Origin of the sequence: Endozoicomonas gorgoniicola (assembly GCF_025562715.2) — a bacterium.
GTDB lineage: Bacteria > Pseudomonadota > Gammaproteobacteria > Pseudomonadales > Endozoicomonadaceae > Endozoicomonas_A > Endozoicomonas_A gorgoniicola.
The window spans coordinates 3,052,056-3,069,496 of record NZ_JAPFCC010000001.1 but is presented as its reverse complement, the minus strand read 5'-3'; the positions used below and the strand labels follow the sequence as shown (position 1 = coordinate 3,069,496).

Below are 17,441 nucleotides of genomic sequence, written 5' to 3'. Positions count from 1 at the left end.
CAAGTTTTTGGTTCTGAGCTGCTTTCAGCAAAGCAGAAAAACTCAGCAAGTCAGGTTCAGTACAAGCTGGCGAGAGAGGGCGGTGCACTTTCCAGCGTGCAATGCCGACCATCGAATCAAGAGTTTTTGGCTCATTCCATTCGCATCACCTCCTGAGCTTGTGGTCGGCAAGCGGGTTCAGTGTTTTTTTCCCTCGTGCAACGCCAGCGCAAACACCAGAGTCTGTCTCTGGGGCATAAAATCTCTGGTTTATGCTGCTTCTCAACCTTTTGATTCTGTGCCATTGGCGGTGTTTGTCAACAAAGATGTCGCCTCCACCTCACGCCACTTCCTTGATACTGGTCTCATTACCCGCCTCAGGTCGATCAGGATTCAACCAGACCTCATTTGGCAGTGACCAGTCTCGGATTGCTCTTTGCCCCCATCTTTCAGGGGTCTTCATTTTTGCTTGCTCCATCAGCTTTTTACGTTGCTCCAGAAGCTCTTCAGCTTGCCCATGATGCCTTTGGGCTGGTGTAACAAATTTCAGGCTGCTGTGCTTGTGTTCTGTGTTGTACCAGGCAACAAAACCCGAAGTCCACTTCCTTGCTTCGACCAAGCTTGCAAAAGGCTTTGACGGGTAATCAGGGCGGTACTTCATCGTTCTGAATGTTGACTCTGAGAACGGATTGTCATTGCTAACCCTTGGCCTGCTGAATGAGGGCACGACCCCCAGACGCTGCACGGTAGACAGCATATTAGCCCCTTTCATCGGACTGCCATTGTCCGAGTGCAGAACCAGAGGTTGATCCTGCAGGCTAATGCCATGCCTGAGGCAGGCCTTGCTGATCATCCCGGCAGCGTAGTCGGCAGATTCAGCCTCATGAATCTCCCAGGCCACAATCATACGACTGAAAATATCTTCGACCATGTACAGGTAGTAGTATTCACCTCTGATATTTGAGCGCAGATAAGTTATGTCCCAGGTCCACACCTGATTTGGCTTTGTAGCCACATACGACGATGGTTTACGGCCTCCGGAAGCGCTTGCCCTGCCACGCCGATGCTGCTGGTTTGCAGCCTTTAATACACGGTAATAGGAGGATACAGAGGCGATATAATACCCCTCATCCAGTAATGTCGTCACGATCTGGCTGGGTGGCAGACTCTGGAATCGAGGCTCATTACAGACCTTCAGAATGGCCTGGCATTCAGCCTCAGTCAGCTTGTTAGCCGGTGCGGGTCTGTCAGCATTTTTTCTCTGGTCAACCTTCACGGTCTTCTCCTGCTTCCAGCGTTGGTAAGTGCGCTCAGAAAGTCCAAGTATTTTGCAGGCCGCAGATTGCCTTGCCCCTGCGGCTCTGGCCTGATCAATGAGTTTTACAGCTTCCTTGCGATCTGGGTGGCTAATCAGTCGTCCTCGCGTTCCCCCCAGATCGCGCGGGCCTTTTTTGCCAGTACCAGCAAAGCAGCCGTTTCAGCCAGGGCCTTGTCTTTGCGGTTCAGCTCACGTTCCAGAACATTGATTTTTTTCTTATCCTGCTTGCGCTCTTCTGCCAATTGTTTGCGCTGCTCAGCTGCCTCAGCATTGGCTGTTAGGCAGACTTGCTTCCACTGGGCAACCTGCTCTGGAAACAGGCCTTTTTTACGACAGTACTCAGATAGTTCTGCTTCATTCAACACCGCTGTCTCAAGCACGACAGCGAACTTATCTTCTGAACGCCACTGTTCAGGGTTCAAACCATCACCAGGCACAGGCACTCCTTGCGCTCTTGTCTTTTTCCGCCAAGTGTACAGGGTTGCCTCAGTGATGCCAGTCTCACGGGCTAACTGGGCAACAGGTACATTATTGGGAGGCATCATCTTTTGCACGACGGATGCCCTGAACTCTTCTGAATAACGAGTCATTGAATGCTCACTGACCGCCCCCTGTCTTTTGAAGATAAATCAGAAGAGGCGACAACTATGCTGACACAGGGGGTTGGCCAGTTCAGAGAAAAAAATGTTGGGCAAAAATGCTCAAGTTCATTCTTTAAATGCTACAGCTAAAAAATGGTTGCAGTTCGTTCGCTTCGCTCACCCGACGTGCCTTCGGCACGCGGCTGAACCAGGCGTTATAACACTTCTACATCAACCAAAACTAATATGGAATTTGCATGAGTGAGTATTGGAATGTAATGGTTCCTGAGCTTTCAGTAACTTGCTTTGAAAGTAAGCGTCAGGCTAACTCCATCTACCAGACTGCTTTAAAATCCTGAACACTAATGCTTCCAAACTGTAGGAAGCAGTCATGACAACCTATCGCACCAACGATTTCTGGAAAAACCACATCCACGCCTGGAATAAAAGCGGCCTGTCCCAGACGGAATACGCCCGGAAGCATCAGCTTTCGGTCAAAACGTTCGGCTATCACAAGCGACGTCACTTCAACCAGGCTGTCATTGAGCCAGTTCAGGATTCACAACCCCTGATTCCTGTTTCTATTGCAGAAGAACCAGTCAGCAAAAAACAGACACCCGCAGAAACAACTGAAACAGGTATCTCCCTTATCAGCCCCGGAGGCTTTCGGATTGAGCTGGTCGCCGGGTTTGACCCAAGTGCATTAAAGCAGGTTCTCAACCTTCTGGAGGTCGCATGATTGGTGCATCCTCATCTCTCAGCGTTTATCTGGTGCCCGGGGTGACGGATATGCGCAAGTCCATTGACGGCCTGTCCCTCATCGTCAGTGAAGTACTGGAACTGGACCCGTTTTCTGAAAGCCTGTTTGTCTTTTGCAACCGGGGACGCAATAAGCTCAAGATTCTGCACTGGCAAACCAACGGCTTCTGGCTCTACTATCGCCGCCTGGAAAAGGGCTGTTTTAACTGGCCTCGCCAGGGTGCTCCGGATCAGGCCATCGCATTAACACGCCGAGAACTGAACTGGCTTCTGGACGGGTTGCCGGTAGAGCAGAAAAAAGCCCATCAACCTCTGCACTATCAGCCTGCCGCTTAAATTGCCATGACCTGCTTCAATGCAAACTACAGGGCGCCTGTCGGATAATAAACGACATGAATACGATCACTACGCCAGACAGCCCGACCTTTGAATCGCTTCAGTTGGAAATTATCCAGCTGAAGACGAAACTGGCGTGGTATGAAGAACAGTTCCGGTTATATCAGCATAAGAAATTTGGTTCCTCCAGCGAACGTTTTGAAGATCAGGGACTGCTCTTTAATGAAGCGGAAGAACTGGCTGAAGAAGCCACTGAAGAAGAGCAAGAGCCTGAAACCCAAACCATTGAGGCTCACCAGCGGAAAAAGCCTGTCAGAAAAACATTATCTGAAGACCTGCCCCGTGATGTTGTAACGCTGGATGTCTCCGAAGAAGAAAAACAATGCGACTGCTGTGGCAAAGAGCTTCAGGCGTTTGGTCACGAAAGCAGCTGCAAGCTGGATATTGTTCCGGCCCAGGTTAAAGTCATTGAATTTCAGCGGTTAAAGTATCGCTGTGAGTGCGAGTCTGGCGTCAAGACCGCGCCGATGCCGAAACTGCCTATCCCCAAGAGTATTGCCACCCCCGGCCTGCTGGCCTGGATTATCACCAGTAAATACTGTGACGCCCTGCCACTGTACCGTCAGGAGTTTATCCTCAAGCGCATGGGCGTAGAAATCCGTCGTGCGTCCATGGCTGAATGGATGATCAGGGTGTCGGTTTTACTTCAGCCACTGTACGACACTTTACAGAAGATGCTGGTTAAGCAGCCATGCATCCAGGCGGATGAAACACCACTACAGGTATTGAACGAACCTGATCGTACACCGCAAAACAAGTCCTACATGTGGCTGTATCGTACGACAGGACAGCTGGGCTCTCCCGTTGTGTTGTACAACTACCAGTCAGGTCGGGATCACGGACGGCCACAAGCGTTTTTGTCAGGTTTTAGCGGCTATTTACAGTGTGACGGCTTACCTGCCTATAAAACCCTGAGCAGCAAGCAGCCGGAGATTAAACTGGTTGGCTGCCTGGCGCACGCCCGCAGAAAATTCAAGGAAGCTCTGGACGCCATCCCCAAAAAGAAGGGTGGGCCGCAAACTAAAATCAGCAAACCGGCCCAGGTGCTGAACATGATCCAGACGCTCTACGCCATAGAGCGAAGGATCAAAGACAAATCTGTTGAAGAACGCTTCCAGATCCGGCAATCGGAAAGCCGACCGGTTATGGATAAGCTGAAAAAATGGCTGGACAGGCAGCAACCGAAAATAGCCCCGAAAAACAAGCTGGGCAAAGCCATTACTTATGCGCAAAATCAGTGGCCTTATCTGATGCGCTACCTCGATAGCGGACTGCTGGACATTGACAACAATGCCGCAGAGCGAGCGATAAAACCCTTTGTGATCGGTCGCAAAAACTGGCTCTTCGCCCAATGCGTAGATGGAGCCAAAGCCAGCGCAGTGTTGTACAGCCTGATCGAAACGGCCAAAGCCAACGGTCTGGAGCCTTATGCATGGTTCCGCTACGTACTGTCTAAATTACCTCAGCTATCCAAAGGCAGCAGTGTCGAACACCTGTTGCCTATGAAGCTCACACAGGATGATTTAAAAATAGCGGATTGGTGGAAATAGGGGTAGATGGAGTTCCCCAACCGCTTACCTTTGAAACTTCTTTCGAGTTCTATACTCAACTTCTTGGTTTTTCTGTTAGGAATAAAAGAGATAAACCTAAATTTGCTTACCTTGAGATAGAGAAAGTTCAAATAATGATTGAGGAAATTCATCAAAATGGTTGGAATACAGGTGAGCTTGTATATCCGCTAGGCCGTGGAATAAATTTCCAAATAGAACTAACCCGGATATTTCATAAAAAGAGGCAAGTTCCGCCCAATCACTTGATATAATTGGGTCGACCAAAAAAATGCTTCGGAAGAAGCAAACCGGAACTTGCCATGAACAAATTTACACAAGAACAGCTTCGTTTTCACCCCTCCAACGGAAAAACTATCCGGGCAGACTCCAATGGCGGAGAATTATCCTCTGATTTTGGCGCCCTGATGCTACGTGAAACAATGCTTCACAGCGGTATCATATCCAGGCTGACTGACGGCATTGACGATAAACGTCATCAATCCTACATCGACCACACCCTGCAAGAACTCATTGCCCAAAGAGTTCTGCAAATGGCCTGTGGTTATGAAGATGCAAACGACAGCAACCATCTGCGTAAAGACCCAATCTTTGAGCTTGCCAATGGAAGAAACCCACTGGACGATGATAACCATCTGGCTTCCGCTCCAACGTATACAAGGCTTGGTCAGTCCATGACCAAACGGGATATTTATAATATGACCAAAGCACTGGCTGATCACTTCATCAGCAGTTATGAATACCCGCCATTAGCCATCATTATCGACCTGGATCATACGCCTGCTATCACCCATGGCGGCCAGCAGATGAACCTGTTCAACGCCAAATATCAAGACTACTGTTACTTGCCCTTAATGATCTTTGAGGGGCTCAGCGGCAAGCTGATCACTTCGATCCTGCGTCCTGGAAAAACACCCACAGGCCGAGAGAATGCAGCTATTCTCCAGCGCCTCATTAAGCTGATCCGTACAAGATGGCCGAAAACCCATTTACTGGTTCGTGGGGATAGCCACTTTGCCCAACCAGAGTTAATGCAGGTTGTTCAGGATGACCCTCACTCCGACTACGTGCTGGGAAAAGGCGCAGGACACAAGACGGCCTTGCGACCTAAAGCCAAAGAGTTACTGGATGAAGCGCGGAAAGCTCTCGACGTTAAAACCGGGCTGGCAAAACTGAACAACATGCCAGAGCCTGAGCGACTCAGGCTCTACGGAGAAACGGACTATCAGGCAAAAAGCTGGAAAGGGCTGGACACCCGGATAATCTATAAGGCAGAGGTCAACCAGAAAGGCGACAATCCCCGCTTTATTGTGACTTCGATGATGGAGGCTTCCCCCGAGGAAATATATGAAGACCTTTATTGTCCCAGAGGGCAGGATGAGAACTTCATTAAGCATCTGAAAAGTGATTTGTCCGGTGATCGCTTGTCAGATCAGGGCTTTCTGGCAAATCACCTGAGAATGTTTTACGCCTGCGCTGCTTATGTTCTTCACTATGAGCTGAGAACCAAGGCACTGAAAGGTACGGAGCTGGAAAAGGCACAGCCATCAACCGTGATCACAAAACTTTGTAAGGTCGCGGTTAAAGTGGTTGAGTATAAAGACCGAATCAAACTTCACTTGCCCCGCAGCTGTCCAATAAAAGGGCTTTTGCAGCATATAACCGAAGTCTTTTATTCAATGCCGCTGCCTCGACCGGGATAGTCAGCTTCATAAACTCAATCAGAATAAAATAGCGACCAACAGAAAGAGTGTTGGGGAATTCTGTTGTCCTGAAAAAGCAGGTGCTGATCAAAAAACATCCGAATTAATGGTGAGTTCGGGTTGTAATACCTTTTTCATGGACAGTAGAGCAACAGACCTCCGAAAAAATCAGAATGGGATGTTTTTTCCGGAACTTGTTGCTCATTTATGAAATATTCGGGCTAACAGATATTCAGCCTGTATATGATCATCTAATTAAACAAGAATTTAACTTTTATCGTGATCTTGAAGAGTCTTGGTATGAAGTAGGTTCCATTTTATCTGGTCAGAAAGAGTTTTTAATTCAAGACCCTGATGGCTATTTGTTGCGATTCACTCAATACCTTGGAGAAAAAGAATGTGCATAATAGAGCCAGCTCATCATGAATTGAGAGGTCTGAATAAATAAATCATCACAAAAATCTGGACGTGTTATAACAAATGCTTCCAGTTCGTTCCGGGGCGTTGCCCCTCCACCCGACGCGCCGTTGGCGCGCGGCTGAAGCAGGCGTTAGGTGCCTGAGGTCAAACAAAGGTTTATATCTTAAGGTTCTGTCTGCGCTGCGAGTTTTACACAGAGCCAATATGCAACTTCTGTTTGTGTTGAGAGTTTTTTGGCTTGGTCTTTCTGGCAGAAATTTCAGATCAACCTTCAGCTTTGGTTCCGTTCCACGGTTGAGTTATTTCAAACTTTCAGCCTTTTGGTTTCGGGGCAGCTTGGGACGAATGAATTTCCCTCAGGCTTGGTGAAACTTCAGCGTTTCTGGCGAGTAAGTTTTGGTTCTCATTTAAAGAAACGGGTAACGCCAGTATTAACTTGGTACCTTCTCAGCAAATGCTGATAGTGGGCTCATGTTAACTTGATGGTTTTGGGATCGGTTCCACGGTTGAGCTTCAAAAAGCTCTATACTTTTTTGTCTCAGAGTTTAAATTCAACTCCTCTGCCTTACTCAGCAGTTTATAGCGGTGAGTCCGCAGCAAACGGCAAGAGGAGTTGTTTCAAGTTGGGTGCCAATAAACAACAATGGAGTTGCGAGGGCACCTAACAGTAACTGCTCATATTCCATTGGCAAGAACCGTTTCCTGATAGCCTGATGCCTTCAGGATGAGATGCCCCAGCTGCGGAATCAGATTGGTTCCAGTCAGCCTGTCCCTGAGATAGTTGGCAAAGGACACCCCGTGTTGTTTACAGGTCTTTTTCAAACTGGCAAAGGTGTCGCGGCATTTCCTCCCAAGTTTACTCCGGGTACCACCGCTAACCTTTCGCCGTTTCACATACTCTCTGATCTGCCTCTCGCTCAGGTTGTTGTGCAGTGGCAGCCACGGATACTCAAGAACCAATAACAGCTCTTCCCTGACAACCATCAGTTTGCCCAACTCAGCCTGCAAGGCAGGGTAGTCAACCCGCTGTGTTACCCAACGATCAAACTCCTGGTAGAGCTTCTGTTTCTCCTTGTCCGTTGGTTTTTTCTGGTAGGCCTCAATGTCGTCGTAGAGGCACCAGTACTGATCCTGCACGGTGTCACGGGCGGCTCGTTCCAGGTCATTGGCCGGTATCAGCTTGTCCATGTTTCTTCCCGCATGGTACCAACACAGCGAATGCTGAAAGGCTGTATCAAACTGCCGGGCTCCATCGCTATGGATAATCAGGTTCTCAAGGCGATGATTGAGCATCAATGCGGCCTTTAAAACACCCTCTGTCGCCCAGCGCCTTTGTTGCGGGGCAGCACAACCAATGCTGTTAAGGAAGCTCTCCCACTCTTCTTCTGTTGAGAAACGCTTCTCGCCGCATTCGGATAGCGCAGTGATCCACTTCTTCGACACATCAACCTGATTCTCCATGTAGTCAATGGCAACGTCGTTGAGAAGATAAAGCCGCTGCTGCCCTTGCAGACAGCCCAGGAAATTAATCCTGCTCTTACTGTCGCTGCTATGGAAGTAGGAAAAATAAGGGTTGCCGATAAACAGGCAGTAGCCGTTTTTTCCTTGGTGGCGAGCACCTGTGTCGTCGGCCTGGAGATAATCAGAGCAAGTCAGCCCTGCTTCCAGCAATTCTTCTTTTTCCTGGTGGAAAATATCATGGCCTTTCGTCAGGATGTTGCTCAGGGAACCTTCTGATATTGAGCATCCATGGTCGTGCAGCCAAGATAGCAGTAGTGGCTGTGTCGTACTGCATGAATGATAAAAATCCAGCAGATGGGCTTTCAGGTTGTCGCCAAAACGGTCTTTCACATGATCAGGTAGCGGGGCTGACACCCCGCCTTCCGGAGTTGTGTAATACTCACGCCTGTAGCGAGTAGTGACAAAACGCAAGTCCAGCTCAGTATGGAAAAAGTCGATATAGCACTTGAAGCGCCAGTTCTCACCGGGAGCAGCGATTGAACAGATTTCCTCTCGGTCAACAGTCATTGGTGGTGCAGCGGTTTCACCGGCTTCTTGTGATCGTGGTCGTTTACTTTTCGGCGGACGATCAGTGTCACTTTTCCCGGCAGCCTGATCAGTGTCTTCCGCAGAAGAGCTGTCTTCCTGATCATCGCCCTTGTCCGAGACATTAGGCCTGATTTTAGGCTTGCCCTTGTGCTTCTTCAGGTGGCGAATTTCTGCTCGAAGCTGTTCGTTCTCTTCGACCAGCTGTTCGATCTGAACGCGCTGCCTTTCAATTTGCACAGATTGCTTCTCGACCGTGTCGAGAAGGTTTTTGACGAATGAACGCAACTGTTCATTGTCTGTACTGGAGAATAGTGAGTCAGGCAGGTGCATACGGTGAAATATACGAAAGATCAGGATAACTTTCTTTGACCTGTAGAGGTTGATTTGCCAGTCAATTTTGAGCAGTTACACCTAACAAATGGTTGCAGTTCGTTCGCTTCGCTCACCCGACGTGCCTTCGGCACGCGGCTGAACCAGGCGTTATGCGCCTTCAGAATGTTCAGGGTATTCTTCCAGAAACGCTTCAAACGGAGTTTTACCTTCTTCAAAGGGTTCATGCCAACCCATTTTTAGATTTACATACTCGCCAAAATATTCAGCGATCTTTAATAAGGCTCTGCCCCAGTATGAATAATCATCACCCTTGTAGTGATCATCAAAAGAAATTTCCTGTCGTTTTGTTTTCATACTCTTAACCTCTGTGCCTACCGGCGCATAACAATTTCATCCAACGGATGCGCCTACGGCACACCGTTGATAAAGGCGTTAGGCTTCTACTTCAGACCTCAACTAAGTAGTCCAACCGATGTTTTCAATTACCGATTGCATTACCATTATTCGTAAGCTAACTTTGCGTGAGTAGCGATTTCTGCAGAGCTTGGTATAAGGCATCTACAGAAACACTGAACTATCGTAATGTAATTTGATGACCATGGAGATTTCAGTCAAGGTAGATTTTTTAGCACTTAACCGTACGATCGTATGACCGTACTCCATGAAAACTAAAATTCCAAAAAATATGCTGTAGAAGTGCTTACACTTGGTGGTAATGAAGATTACCGAAGTACTTACGTGAAGCTATTATTGTGAATTTCTTAATGCGTGTGTTCATATTTTTTACTGCTTTTTCTATATCAAGCTATGGATCTAATGACTTCATAACTGTTGATGGTGTTAGAGCTTGGTTCTATCAAGGCATTGGAAGAGTTGTAATTCATTATTTACCTGGGCTATTTGTTCGAAACCCAAACCTTGCTAATTATTGGGATACAGCACATGTCAGACCTTCTGATATAAATGTTCGACAGATTTATTCTATAATCTGCTTTTATAAAGATGATGATGTTGAATATATATTAATGCTAAACACTGACTCTGGTCATAAAACAGTTATCATAGATATCAATGGTCAAGTATGTGGCTTCAATTGAGCCCAGAAGCCTAACAAATGGTTGCAGTTCGTTCGCTTTGCTCACCCGACGTGCCTTCGGCACGCGGCTGAACCAGGCGTTATGTTCACTCAGCGTAGTGGGTTATCAAGTCCATTTTTACTCAGAAATTCCATAGCTTCTTGCCATTTTTTAGACTCTAGATCAGCCTTCTTTAATGCTCTTGCAAGCACTTTAACCAACATAGTTAGTGCCTGTCCGAAAACCCTCAAACACTTGAAAACAGCAGCCTGCAGCCCCATATAGTTCTCGAAGATTTTACAAAACAGGCTGTTTTCACATTTATGCGCCAAACCATCAACCCACAAATGCAGTTGGGCGAGGTTGATATCTCTGCCATCACCTTTGACGCTAAGTCAAGAGACGACATCCCCCGTCTGCTGAAAGCTTTGCAGCACATATGGACAAACCTTGAGCTGCGTAATCAGGTTTTTCAAGTACTCGACACCATGACTTCCACAGACAAAAACAATGGCCGTCCTGGTATGGAGTTCTGGAAAATACTGGTGTTTGGCACACTTCGCCTGGTCACTAACTGCGACTACGACCGCCTGAAAGAACTGGCTAATGAGCATGGCACTCTCAGGAAAATGCTGGGTCACGGCCCTTACTGCACGCACTCTTACCATACTCAGACACTGCAGGATAATATCAGCTGCTTCACGCCGGAAATACTGGATCAGGTAAACCAGATTATAGTGGCAGCAGGTCATCAGCTCGTAAAAAAAAAGATGAACCGCTACATGGCCGTGCCGATTCGTTCGTAGTTAAAACCGATGTCCACTTTCCTACGGATATCGGCTTATTGAGCGACGCTTGTCGTAAGAGTATCGAGTTTGCGTCAGCTCTATCTGACCAGTATCGACTGCCGGGCTGGCGTCAGCGTGAATACCTGAAGGATCAGCACCGCAAGCGTTATAACAAAGCACGAAACCTGAAGCATTCCAGCGCTACCTGTGAATTGAAACAGCGCTTGCGGCAGCACGAAGTTGAAATGGCTCATCTTGAGTACATCAAGTACAGCACCTCAATTATCCGCAAAGCTGAATTGACCTTGTCTTTGCTGACCAAACAACAACCGGATGAGCCAAGGCTGGAGAACCTTAAATACCACATTGCCCATAGCCACCATCAGATAGACCTGATTTACCGGCGGGTTATTGAGTACGAGCAGATTCCTCATAATGAGAAGGTGTTCTCAATTTTTGAACCTCACACCGAGTGGATCAGCAAGGGGAAAGCCGGAACCCCGGTGGAGTTGGGATTACGGGTTTGCGTGTTGCAGGATCAGTTTGGTTTTACCCTGCATCACCAGGTCATGCAAAAGCAGACAGACGACCAGGTTACAGTGCCTATGGCAGAGGGTGCCAAAAAACGGTTTTCAGCATTAAGCCAGGTGAGCTACGACAAAGGTTTCTGGAGTCCGGGTAATCTTGAAAAGCTCGAAGTGCTGCTGGAACGTGCAGTTTTGCCCAAAAAAGGCAGGCTGTCAGCCATTGACAAAAAGCGGGAATCTCACCCGGAATTTATTCGGGCAAAAAGAAAACACTCAGCCGTTGAATCTGATATCAATGCACTGGAGGCGAACGGTCTCGACAAATGCCCGGATAAAGGCATTGAGGGTTTTAAGCGCTACGTTGCACTGGCGGTTGTTGCCGGTAATTTGAAGCGGCTGGGTAAAATTCTTCTGACCAGAGATCGTCAGTAACCTTCGAGCCAGATACCCGCTCCTTTGCTTTTGATCATGCCATGCGTGAGGGTTTACTATGCTCGGAAATAGGTGATTTTGATTAAATTTTGAGCAGCATAGTATAAAAACTGCTCTTGCACTGTGTTGGCAGTGAAATCTGATCACTATCAATTCCTGCCCGCCAGAATCAGAAGAGGTTTTTCAGGGGTTTTCTGACAGGCACTAGTTAGATTGCCGTTTTGCTTTTCCAGATGATCTATATATTTCTCTGTCCGAGTATGGGTGTCTGGCAAATCTTCCAGTTCCAGACTTATTGCCTGTGGTCGTGTAGTTAACATTCTAGCTCCGTGCAATCGTGAACATAACAAATTTATCCATCCGACCGCTTCCAGCGGCGGCTGATAAAGGCGTTAGGTTGCTATCACATTACCGCACATTACTCTACAAAATATGGTAGAATTAATAGGTTTTTTTGGGGAGTAATGCCAATGAGCAACTACAAGAGTTTAAATTTAAAAAGAGAATCCATTGACGTTTATGTCGAAGATTTTGTTAATTCTCAGTCTTTAAACTTGAGATCAAATGAATCATTAGACAATAATAAGAAAAAAAGAATAACGATTGGCCGCATAGGAGTTTATGACGCGATTGTTGATTTACACTTAAATAAAGATGGTACAACAACTGTAAATCATAAGCTGGGAAAGAACCAAGAGCTTGGAGCAAAACTAGCACAGTTTTTGTTAGACACAATTGATCCAAATGAATTCCTTAGTGTCAACTATACGCTAAAAGGTATTCATTCAGATAACATTGAACCTATTATCGAGGAAATTGGTTGCTGCTCTCTTGATGGTAGTAAAAGTGAGTTTGAAATTGCCATTGAACAAGATAATAACATTAGGAAAATTTACAAAATTACAAGTGTTCAACACCAAGATACGCTAACAGTCACTCACTTCAAGACCACAAAGCTACTATCCATTCAAGGTAAGCCATTATTTTCTTATAGACGTTTAATTTACTTGCTATCTGAACTTCTTGATTTAGCCGGATTGCAAACAGTTCTGAGCCGTACAGAAGAGAATACAGCACAGATCATAAGATCCGAATTAGCAAAAGATTATCTAAAGGGGCAACTTCCTGATTCATTTGAAAATTTACCTCAAATCATTAAAGATTTGCTTGTATCAGGTTGCTGTGTAAAACTTGCATCCCCTGATCTTCCAGAGTATTCTATGCTGTTATTTCCTGATCTTAGAGCATTAGAGGGAGTATTAAGGACAGAATTGGGCGTTTATGGGATGCACCCTGGAGAAGAAAAATTTGGCTTTGGAGCATTCTTCTCTGTTAACTGCGATACAGTAACGCTAAAAAGCAATTTCAAAGAAATTGTTGATTCAGCCGATATGGTACTTGCGTTAGAGAAAACATATGAATTTTTTAGAAAACTTCGCCATACATTGTTCCATATGGAAGACTTTGCTGAAGCAAGTAGAAAAATAGATACACTAGATAAAGCAATAAAACTAAGCAAAGATTGCTATAACTTAATTAACAATATATACAGGTTGAAAAATACATAATGATTCAGGTGCGCAAGGTTGACAATTCACAAGTTGCAGTAGTCACTGCTCTTGTCGATTATCATCCTATGCAACACCTAAAAGACTTGAGTTCTAAACTCAAGTCTTTTAATTATAGTGGTTCTGTCGTATTTGATCTTTTGGTTTTTAATGGCTTGGCTAGTAACCGCTTTGTTGCAATAATTTTTAATGGAAATAACTTTGACAGAAAAACATTCAAGGTTTTAACAGACATTGATCAAGATTTAAAACAAGGTCAAGACAAATACTTTCGTGCACACCCAGATTTACTTAAAGCTAGTGTCCTATCCAGCTCTGAACTGAAAAACTTCTAAATTTTACCCATCGCAACCTAACAAATGGTTGCAGTTCGTTCGCTTCGCTCACCCGACGTGCCTTCGGCACGCGGCTGAACCAGGCGTTAGCTGTAGCCAGAGTTCAGTGAATGGTTTTCATCCGTTACTGTGTTCTTGTCGTCAAGTTTTTTGGTTCTGAGCTGCTTTCAGCAAAGCAGAAAAACTCAGCAAGTCAGGTTCAGTACAAGCTGGCGAGAGAGGGCGGTACACTTTCCAGCGTGCAATGCCGACCATCGAATCAAGAGTTTTTGGCTCATTCCATTCGCATCACCTCCTGAGCTTGTGGTCGGCAAGCGGGTTCAGTGTTTTTTCCATCGTGCAACGCCAGCGCAAACACCAGAGTCTGTCTCTGGGGCATAAAATCTCTGGTTTATTCTGCTTCTCAACCTTTTGATTCTGTGCCATTGGCCAGTTCAGAGAAAAAAATGTTGGGCAAAAATACTCAAGTTCATTCGTAAACGCCAATAAAACCCACGTCCTTACACTTTAAGACCAATCCTGAAATCATCAACCTCCCAAGATAGTGGAGGTCACGATGACAAAAACCGGCATAACTGACACCGAATGGCTGGTGCGAGTCCAGTCCTGGCAGCAATCGGGTCTGAGCCAGAGCGCCTGGTGCCAACAAAATGATATTTCTGTCTCAAAGTTCGGGTACTGGAAACGAAAACTGGAAACAGTATCTGCTACCAAGCCTGCACAACACTCTGCCTTTGTACCAGTGACACCAGCTCAGGAACCCGTTGAGCCCAGTGCAAGTAGCCAGCTGACAGTCGTTCTTCCTAATGGTGTGACTGTGTCCGGTATTAATGAAGGCAATTTGTCGCTTGTTAAACAGTTGGTCGGGGAAATGCTATGAACCAGCCAGTCATGCGCCCCGCCATCACACTGCCAAAAGTGTTTCTTTATCGGGAGCCCATCGATTTTCGAAAGTCATTTCGCGGTCTGGCCGTGTTAGTTGAGCAGGAACTCGGGCATAACCCTTTCGACGGTTATCTTTACGCCTTCACCAATCGTCAGCGTAATAAAATCAAGTGCCTGTTCTGGGAAGACAATGGCTTTGTGCTTTATTACAAGAGTTTGTCAGATGACAAGTTCCACTGGCCTGAACCTGATGATGAGCTGGTGACATTAACCGGGCAGCAACTTAACTGGCTGCTCGACGGTTACAATCTCAAGGCCATGAAACCCCATAAAAAAAGGCATTATGAGAGTTGTTTTTAGTCTTATTCTTCAGGCGGTTATGGTAAAATACCGGTCATGAAATCAATGACCAATGCTGTCTTTCCTCAGCCGGAATCCGCTTTGGATTCGCCTTTTTCCAAGGCTGAAATTGCCCGTGATATGGAGGCCTTGCTTGAGGCCATCCATACGAAGGACAGCGCCCTTCTTGAAAAAGACGACATTATTCAGAAGAAATCCCAGGTCATTGAAGAGCAGAAAAAGCGAATCACGCTCCTGGAAGAGTACCTGCGCCTGGAGCGGGCACGGCTTTACGGGCGTAGTTCGGAAAAGTCCGGCAGTCAGGGGGAGATCTTCAACGAGGCTGAATTAGTCGATTGTGCGATACAGCCGGATGAGGATGAGCCGGAGCAACCTGAGCCCGATTCGAACTCCCGCAAACACCGTAAAGGGCGCCAACCCTTCTCGCCTTCACTGCCCAGAGTCCAGGAGCGGTCTGAACTCAGTGAAGAGGAAAAAGCCGGGGCCATTGACACGTTCTTTGTCAAAGTGCGGGAAGAGCTGGACATTGTTCCAGCGAAAGTTCAGGTCAAAGAAATCCTGCAGGAAAAAGCCGTCTATCCGGAAACAGACGAGTATGGTCAAGAAAAACGGGTGATTAAGGCAGCCACTCTGCCAAAGCACCCACTGCCCAAATCATCGCTGTCTGTCAGCACTCTGGCCTGGGTCATTGTCTCCAAGTACTGCGATGCCTTGCCACTGTACCGTCAGGAGAACATGCTCAAGCGATACGGTGGCTCCGTGACACGTACGACCATGGCTAACTCACTGATCCGTCTGTCTACAAAGCTACAGCCACTGATCAACCTGATGAGGGATCACCAGAAAGAGGGGGCTGTCATCAATGCTGACGAGACCCGGATCCAGGTCATCAAGGAGAGCAGCAAGTCCATTAACTCGGACAAATACATGTGGGTCAGCCTGGGCGGGCCACCCAGTCAGCCATCGGTACTGTTTGAGTACGATCCTTCAAGAAGCAAGGAGATCCCCCTGCGCCTGTTTGAAGGGTTCAGTGGTTACCAGTATTTTCCAATCCTAAAATGAGCCTGAAAGAGGTGCCAAGCCAGTGCTTTCAGGCCTTTCGTTCAAAAATTGATTGAAACAGTGATTCTCTGGCAGCCTGTAGCTGCTCTGCTGCTTCATTATCGCTCATGCTGGTAGCTCTTGCCTCAAGTTCTTCAAGGGTGATTCCCTTTTTCAGGTACTCCTTGCAATTTGAAATGCTTCTGAATTTTTCATAGGGAGTCATCATATTTTCGTAGCGGTATTTTTTCCTTTCTTTGCCCTTCTTATCCACTTCTGTTTCAGCAAAGAAGCATGGGCGATGAAAGTTTAGATATGGAGTAAGGTAGTTTCTATTGAATTAGTTTATCTCTGTCGCATATTTTTGAGGAATATGAGCATATCCGAGCATTTTTCTGATAACTGCACCGTTCTTGCTTTCTATAAGTGCATTGTCGTTTGTTTTTCTTGATCTTGATTTCGTAAAATTTATACGTAGTTTGTCAAGTAATTTTGCTACACGACCATTGATGTATTCTGAACCGTTGTCTGAGTGAAAACCCCTTAATTTGAAGGGAAAAGTAGCCAGCAGCTCTTCCAGAACCGGAATGAGAAACGTCTCACTGATCTTCTCAACAGAGCAAACGACTTGATACTGAGTAACCTCATCGACCGCATTGATATGGTATACGCCCTTCACTTTGTCCTTGTCCCCCTGATGCACGGTATCAATGCGAATGAATCCTGGCTGACCTTCCGGTCTGGGCTTGCGTCGTATTCCGATCGCCCTGTTTGTCGGTCTGGTAACGTCTTTAGGTGTCCTGATGTTACGGTATGTTTTTGACTGCCTCAGGTTGTATATATGCGAGACAGATATGTCCTTCAGCCGTACAAACTTTTGATCTCCTTGCTCGTAGGCCCTTTCACAGAGCTTTTTGATAGCCGCACCATTCAGGCCATTGTGAAGCTGATCTGTAGCAGCGAGGAGGCTTATATCGGCTTTGGTGTACTGACTGGTAAAACCGTTGCTTGTACGTTGTTTTCGCTTCAAACGGCCTTGTGAGAGGCAGGCGCTGATAAGGCGGGTGATTTGAGCTCTTGAGTAGCCTGTGGCGAGCGTTAGATACTGCTTGATGAGCCCTTTGTCTGACCGGGTAAGCGATTGATATCGGAAGTGCTTCAAAACGCCTTCAACCCATTGATAGCACTCATCTTTTGACTCCCACTCGGGTTCCAGTAATGGCGCTTGAGCGATTAGTTCGCGTACGTGTTGAAGGGTCTTAATGAGCCTTGTGTTCATGATTATTTTCATCCTGTAATAATGGACGATAGAACCAGAAGCGT

18 protein-coding genes are annotated in these 17,441 nt (G+C 46.6%); 12 read left to right on the top strand and 6 right to left on the bottom strand.

Annotated features, from left to right (window positions below; all coding sequences use genetic code 11):
- Nucleotides 1-319: 319 nt before the first annotated feature.
- Nucleotides 320-1,887, bottom strand: a protein-coding gene (locus tag NX722_RS14155; protein WP_262568548.1) for an IS3 family transposase whose coding sequence is annotated in 2 segments (ribosomal slippage) — nucleotides 320-1,425 and nucleotides 1,425-1,887 — 1,569 coding nt in all. Because the reading frame shifts where the segments join, the coding sequence is not laid out codon by codon here.
- 382 nt (nucleotides 1,888-2,269) lie between these two features.
- On the opposite strand from NX722_RS14155, the gene tnpA (NX722_RS14150) reads away from it, so the two are divergent.
- The 5 genes from tnpA (NX722_RS14150) to NX722_RS14130 all read left to right on the top strand — a co-directional run bounded on the left by tnpA (NX722_RS14150) (nucleotide 2,270) and on the right by NX722_RS14130 (nucleotide 6,711).
- A complete protein-coding gene (gene tnpA / locus NX722_RS14150; protein WP_262568546.1) occupies nucleotides 2,270-2,617 on the top strand; it encodes an IS66 family insertion sequence element accessory protein TnpA in 348 nt (115 codons plus the stop codon).
- Nucleotides 2,614-2,973 (top strand): IS66 family insertion sequence element accessory protein TnpB, encoded by a 360-nt coding sequence (gene tnpB, locus NX722_RS14145; RefSeq protein WP_262568545.1) that lies wholly within the window; start codon nucleotides 2,614-2,616, stop codon nucleotides 2,971-2,973. The genes tnpA (NX722_RS14150) and tnpB (NX722_RS14145) overlap by 4 nt, the downstream gene beginning before the upstream one ends.
- A gap of 56 nt (nucleotides 2,974-3,029) precedes the next feature.
- Complete coding sequence (gene tnpC, locus NX722_RS14140) at nucleotides 3,030-4,583, top strand: IS66 family transposase (protein ID WP_262566696.1); 1,554 nt, start codon at nucleotides 3,030-3,032, stop codon at nucleotides 4,581-4,583.
- Between the two features lie 320 nt (nucleotides 4,584-4,903).
- Nucleotides 4,904-6,304 carry an IS1380 family transposase gene (locus NX722_RS14135; RefSeq protein WP_262568544.1) on the top strand — a complete coding sequence of 467 codons (1,401 nt, stop codon included), beginning with the start codon at nucleotides 4,904-4,906 and terminating at the stop codon, nucleotides 6,302-6,304.
- 197 nt (nucleotides 6,305-6,501) lie between these two features.
- Nucleotides 6,502-6,711, top strand: coding sequence for a VOC family protein (locus tag NX722_RS14130; RefSeq protein WP_262568543.1), 210 nt, complete (start codon nucleotides 6,502-6,504; stop codon nucleotides 6,709-6,711).
- Between the two features lie 688 nt (nucleotides 6,712-7,399).
- Here the strand turns inward: NX722_RS14130 and NX722_RS14125 are convergent.
- Together NX722_RS14125 and NX722_RS14120 are read right to left on the bottom strand one after the other, a co-directional pair.
- Entirely contained in the window at nucleotides 7,400-9,103 is a 1,704-nt protein-coding gene (locus tag NX722_RS14125; RefSeq protein WP_262563696.1) for an IS66 family transposase, read from the bottom strand.
- A gap of 150 nt (nucleotides 9,104-9,253) precedes the next feature.
- Nucleotides 9,254-9,460, bottom strand: a complete 207-nt coding sequence (locus tag NX722_RS14120) for a hypothetical protein (protein WP_262568542.1) — start codon at nucleotides 9,458-9,460, stop codon at nucleotides 9,254-9,256.
- A 410-nt stretch (nucleotides 9,461-9,870) separates the two neighbouring features.
- On the opposite strand from NX722_RS14120, the gene NX722_RS14115 reads away from it, so the two are divergent.
- Together NX722_RS14115 and NX722_RS14110 are read left to right on the top strand one after the other, a co-directional pair.
- Nucleotides 9,871-10,203, top strand: a complete 333-nt coding sequence (locus NX722_RS14115) for a hypothetical protein (protein WP_262568541.1) — start codon at nucleotides 9,871-9,873, stop codon at nucleotides 10,201-10,203.
- A 302-nt stretch (nucleotides 10,204-10,505) separates the two neighbouring features.
- A protein-coding gene (locus NX722_RS14110; protein WP_262567467.1) for an ISNCY family transposase occupies nucleotides 10,506-11,929 on the top strand; the annotation gives its coding sequence in 2 pieces (ribosomal slippage) (nucleotides 10,506-10,950 and nucleotides 10,950-11,929; 1,425 coding nt in all).
- A gap of 149 nt (nucleotides 11,930-12,078) precedes the next feature.
- Here the strand turns inward: NX722_RS14110 and NX722_RS14105 are convergent.
- A complete protein-coding gene (locus tag NX722_RS14105; RefSeq protein ID WP_262568540.1) occupies nucleotides 12,079-12,249 on the bottom strand; it encodes a hypothetical protein in 171 nt (56 codons plus the stop codon).
- A 150-nt stretch (nucleotides 12,250-12,399) separates the two neighbouring features.
- Here NX722_RS14105 and NX722_RS14100 point away from each other — a divergent pair, with 150 nt between their 5' ends.
- The 5 genes from NX722_RS14100 to NX722_RS14080 all read left to right on the top strand — a co-directional run bounded on the left by NX722_RS14100 (nucleotide 12,400) and on the right by NX722_RS14080 (nucleotide 16,139).
- On the top strand, nucleotides 12,400-13,497 hold the full coding sequence (locus tag NX722_RS14100; RefSeq protein ID WP_262568539.1) for a type II toxin-antitoxin system RnlA family toxin: 1,098 nt from the start codon (nucleotides 12,400-12,402) through the stop codon (nucleotides 13,495-13,497).
- Nucleotides 13,497-13,832, top strand: a complete 336-nt coding sequence (locus NX722_RS14095; protein WP_262568538.1) for a type II toxin-antitoxin system RnlB family antitoxin — start codon at nucleotides 13,497-13,499, stop codon at nucleotides 13,830-13,832. Before NX722_RS14100 ends, NX722_RS14095 begins: the two co-directional genes overlap by 1 nt.
- Before the next feature lie 556 nt (nucleotides 13,833-14,388).
- Nucleotides 14,389-14,712: an IS66 family insertion sequence element accessory protein TnpA gene (gene tnpA, locus NX722_RS14090; RefSeq protein WP_262568537.1), complete on the top strand. Its 324-nt coding sequence runs from the start codon at nucleotides 14,389-14,391 to the stop codon at nucleotides 14,710-14,712.
- Nucleotides 14,709-15,077: an IS66 family insertion sequence element accessory protein TnpB gene (tnpB, locus tag NX722_RS14085; protein ID WP_262568536.1), complete on the top strand. Its 369-nt coding sequence runs from the start codon at nucleotides 14,709-14,711 to the stop codon at nucleotides 15,075-15,077. The genes tnpA (NX722_RS14090) and tnpB (NX722_RS14085) overlap by 4 nt, the downstream gene beginning before the upstream one ends.
- Before the next feature lie 36 nt (nucleotides 15,078-15,113).
- Entirely contained in the window at nucleotides 15,114-16,139 is a 1,026-nt protein-coding gene (locus NX722_RS14080; protein WP_262568535.1) for an IS66 family transposase, read from the top strand.
- Between the two features lie 28 nt (nucleotides 16,140-16,167).
- Here the strand turns inward: NX722_RS14080 and NX722_RS14075 are convergent, their stop codons facing one another.
- Entirely contained in the window at nucleotides 16,168-16,392 is a 225-nt protein-coding gene (locus NX722_RS14075; protein WP_262568534.1) for a hypothetical protein, read from the bottom strand.
- Nucleotides 16,393-16,458: 66 nt separating this feature from the next.
- Entirely contained in the window at nucleotides 16,459-17,397 is a 939-nt protein-coding gene (locus NX722_RS14070; RefSeq protein ID WP_262568533.1) for an integrase catalytic domain-containing protein, read from the bottom strand.
- Nucleotides 17,398-17,441 lie beyond the last annotated feature (44 nt).

Coding starts and splice junctions, on each gene's coding strand:
- NX722_RS14115 (WP_262568541.1), top strand. CDS start 9,871: ATGCGTGTGTTCATATTTTTTACTGCTTTTTCTATATCAAGCTATGGA.
- NX722_RS14120 (WP_262568542.1), bottom strand. CDS start 9,460: ATGAAAACAAAACGACAGGAAATTTCTTTTGATGATCACTACAAGGGT.
- NX722_RS14070 (WP_262568533.1), bottom strand. CDS start 17,397: ATGAACACAAGGCTCATTAAGACCCTTCAACACGTACGCGAACTAATC.
- tnpA (WP_262568537.1), top strand. CDS start 14,389: ATGACAAAAACCGGCATAACTGACACCGAATGGCTGGTGCGAGTCCAG.
- NX722_RS14100 (WP_262568539.1), top strand. CDS start 12,400: ATGAGCAACTACAAGAGTTTAAATTTAAAAAGAGAATCCATTGACGTT.
- tnpB (WP_262568536.1), top strand. CDS start 14,709: ATGAACCAGCCAGTCATGCGCCCCGCCATCACACTGCCAAAAGTGTTT.
- tnpA (WP_262568546.1), top strand. CDS start 2,270: ATGACAACCTATCGCACCAACGATTTCTGGAAAAACCACATCCACGCC.
- NX722_RS14095 (WP_262568538.1), top strand. CDS start 13,497: ATGATTCAGGTGCGCAAGGTTGACAATTCACAAGTTGCAGTAGTCACT.
- NX722_RS14105 (WP_262568540.1), bottom strand. CDS start 12,249: ATGTTAACTACACGACCACAGGCAATAAGTCTGGAACTGGAAGATTTG.
- NX722_RS14080 (WP_262568535.1), top strand. CDS start 15,114: ATGAAATCAATGACCAATGCTGTCTTTCCTCAGCCGGAATCCGCTTTG.
- NX722_RS14125 (WP_262563696.1), bottom strand. CDS start 9,103: ATGCACCTGCCTGACTCACTATTCTCCAGTACAGACAATGAACAGTTG.
- tnpC (WP_262566696.1), top strand. CDS start 3,030: ATGAATACGATCACTACGCCAGACAGCCCGACCTTTGAATCGCTTCAG.
- NX722_RS14135 (WP_262568544.1), top strand. CDS start 4,904: ATGAACAAATTTACACAAGAACAGCTTCGTTTTCACCCCTCCAACGGA.
- tnpB (WP_262568545.1), top strand. CDS start 2,614: ATGATTGGTGCATCCTCATCTCTCAGCGTTTATCTGGTGCCCGGGGTG.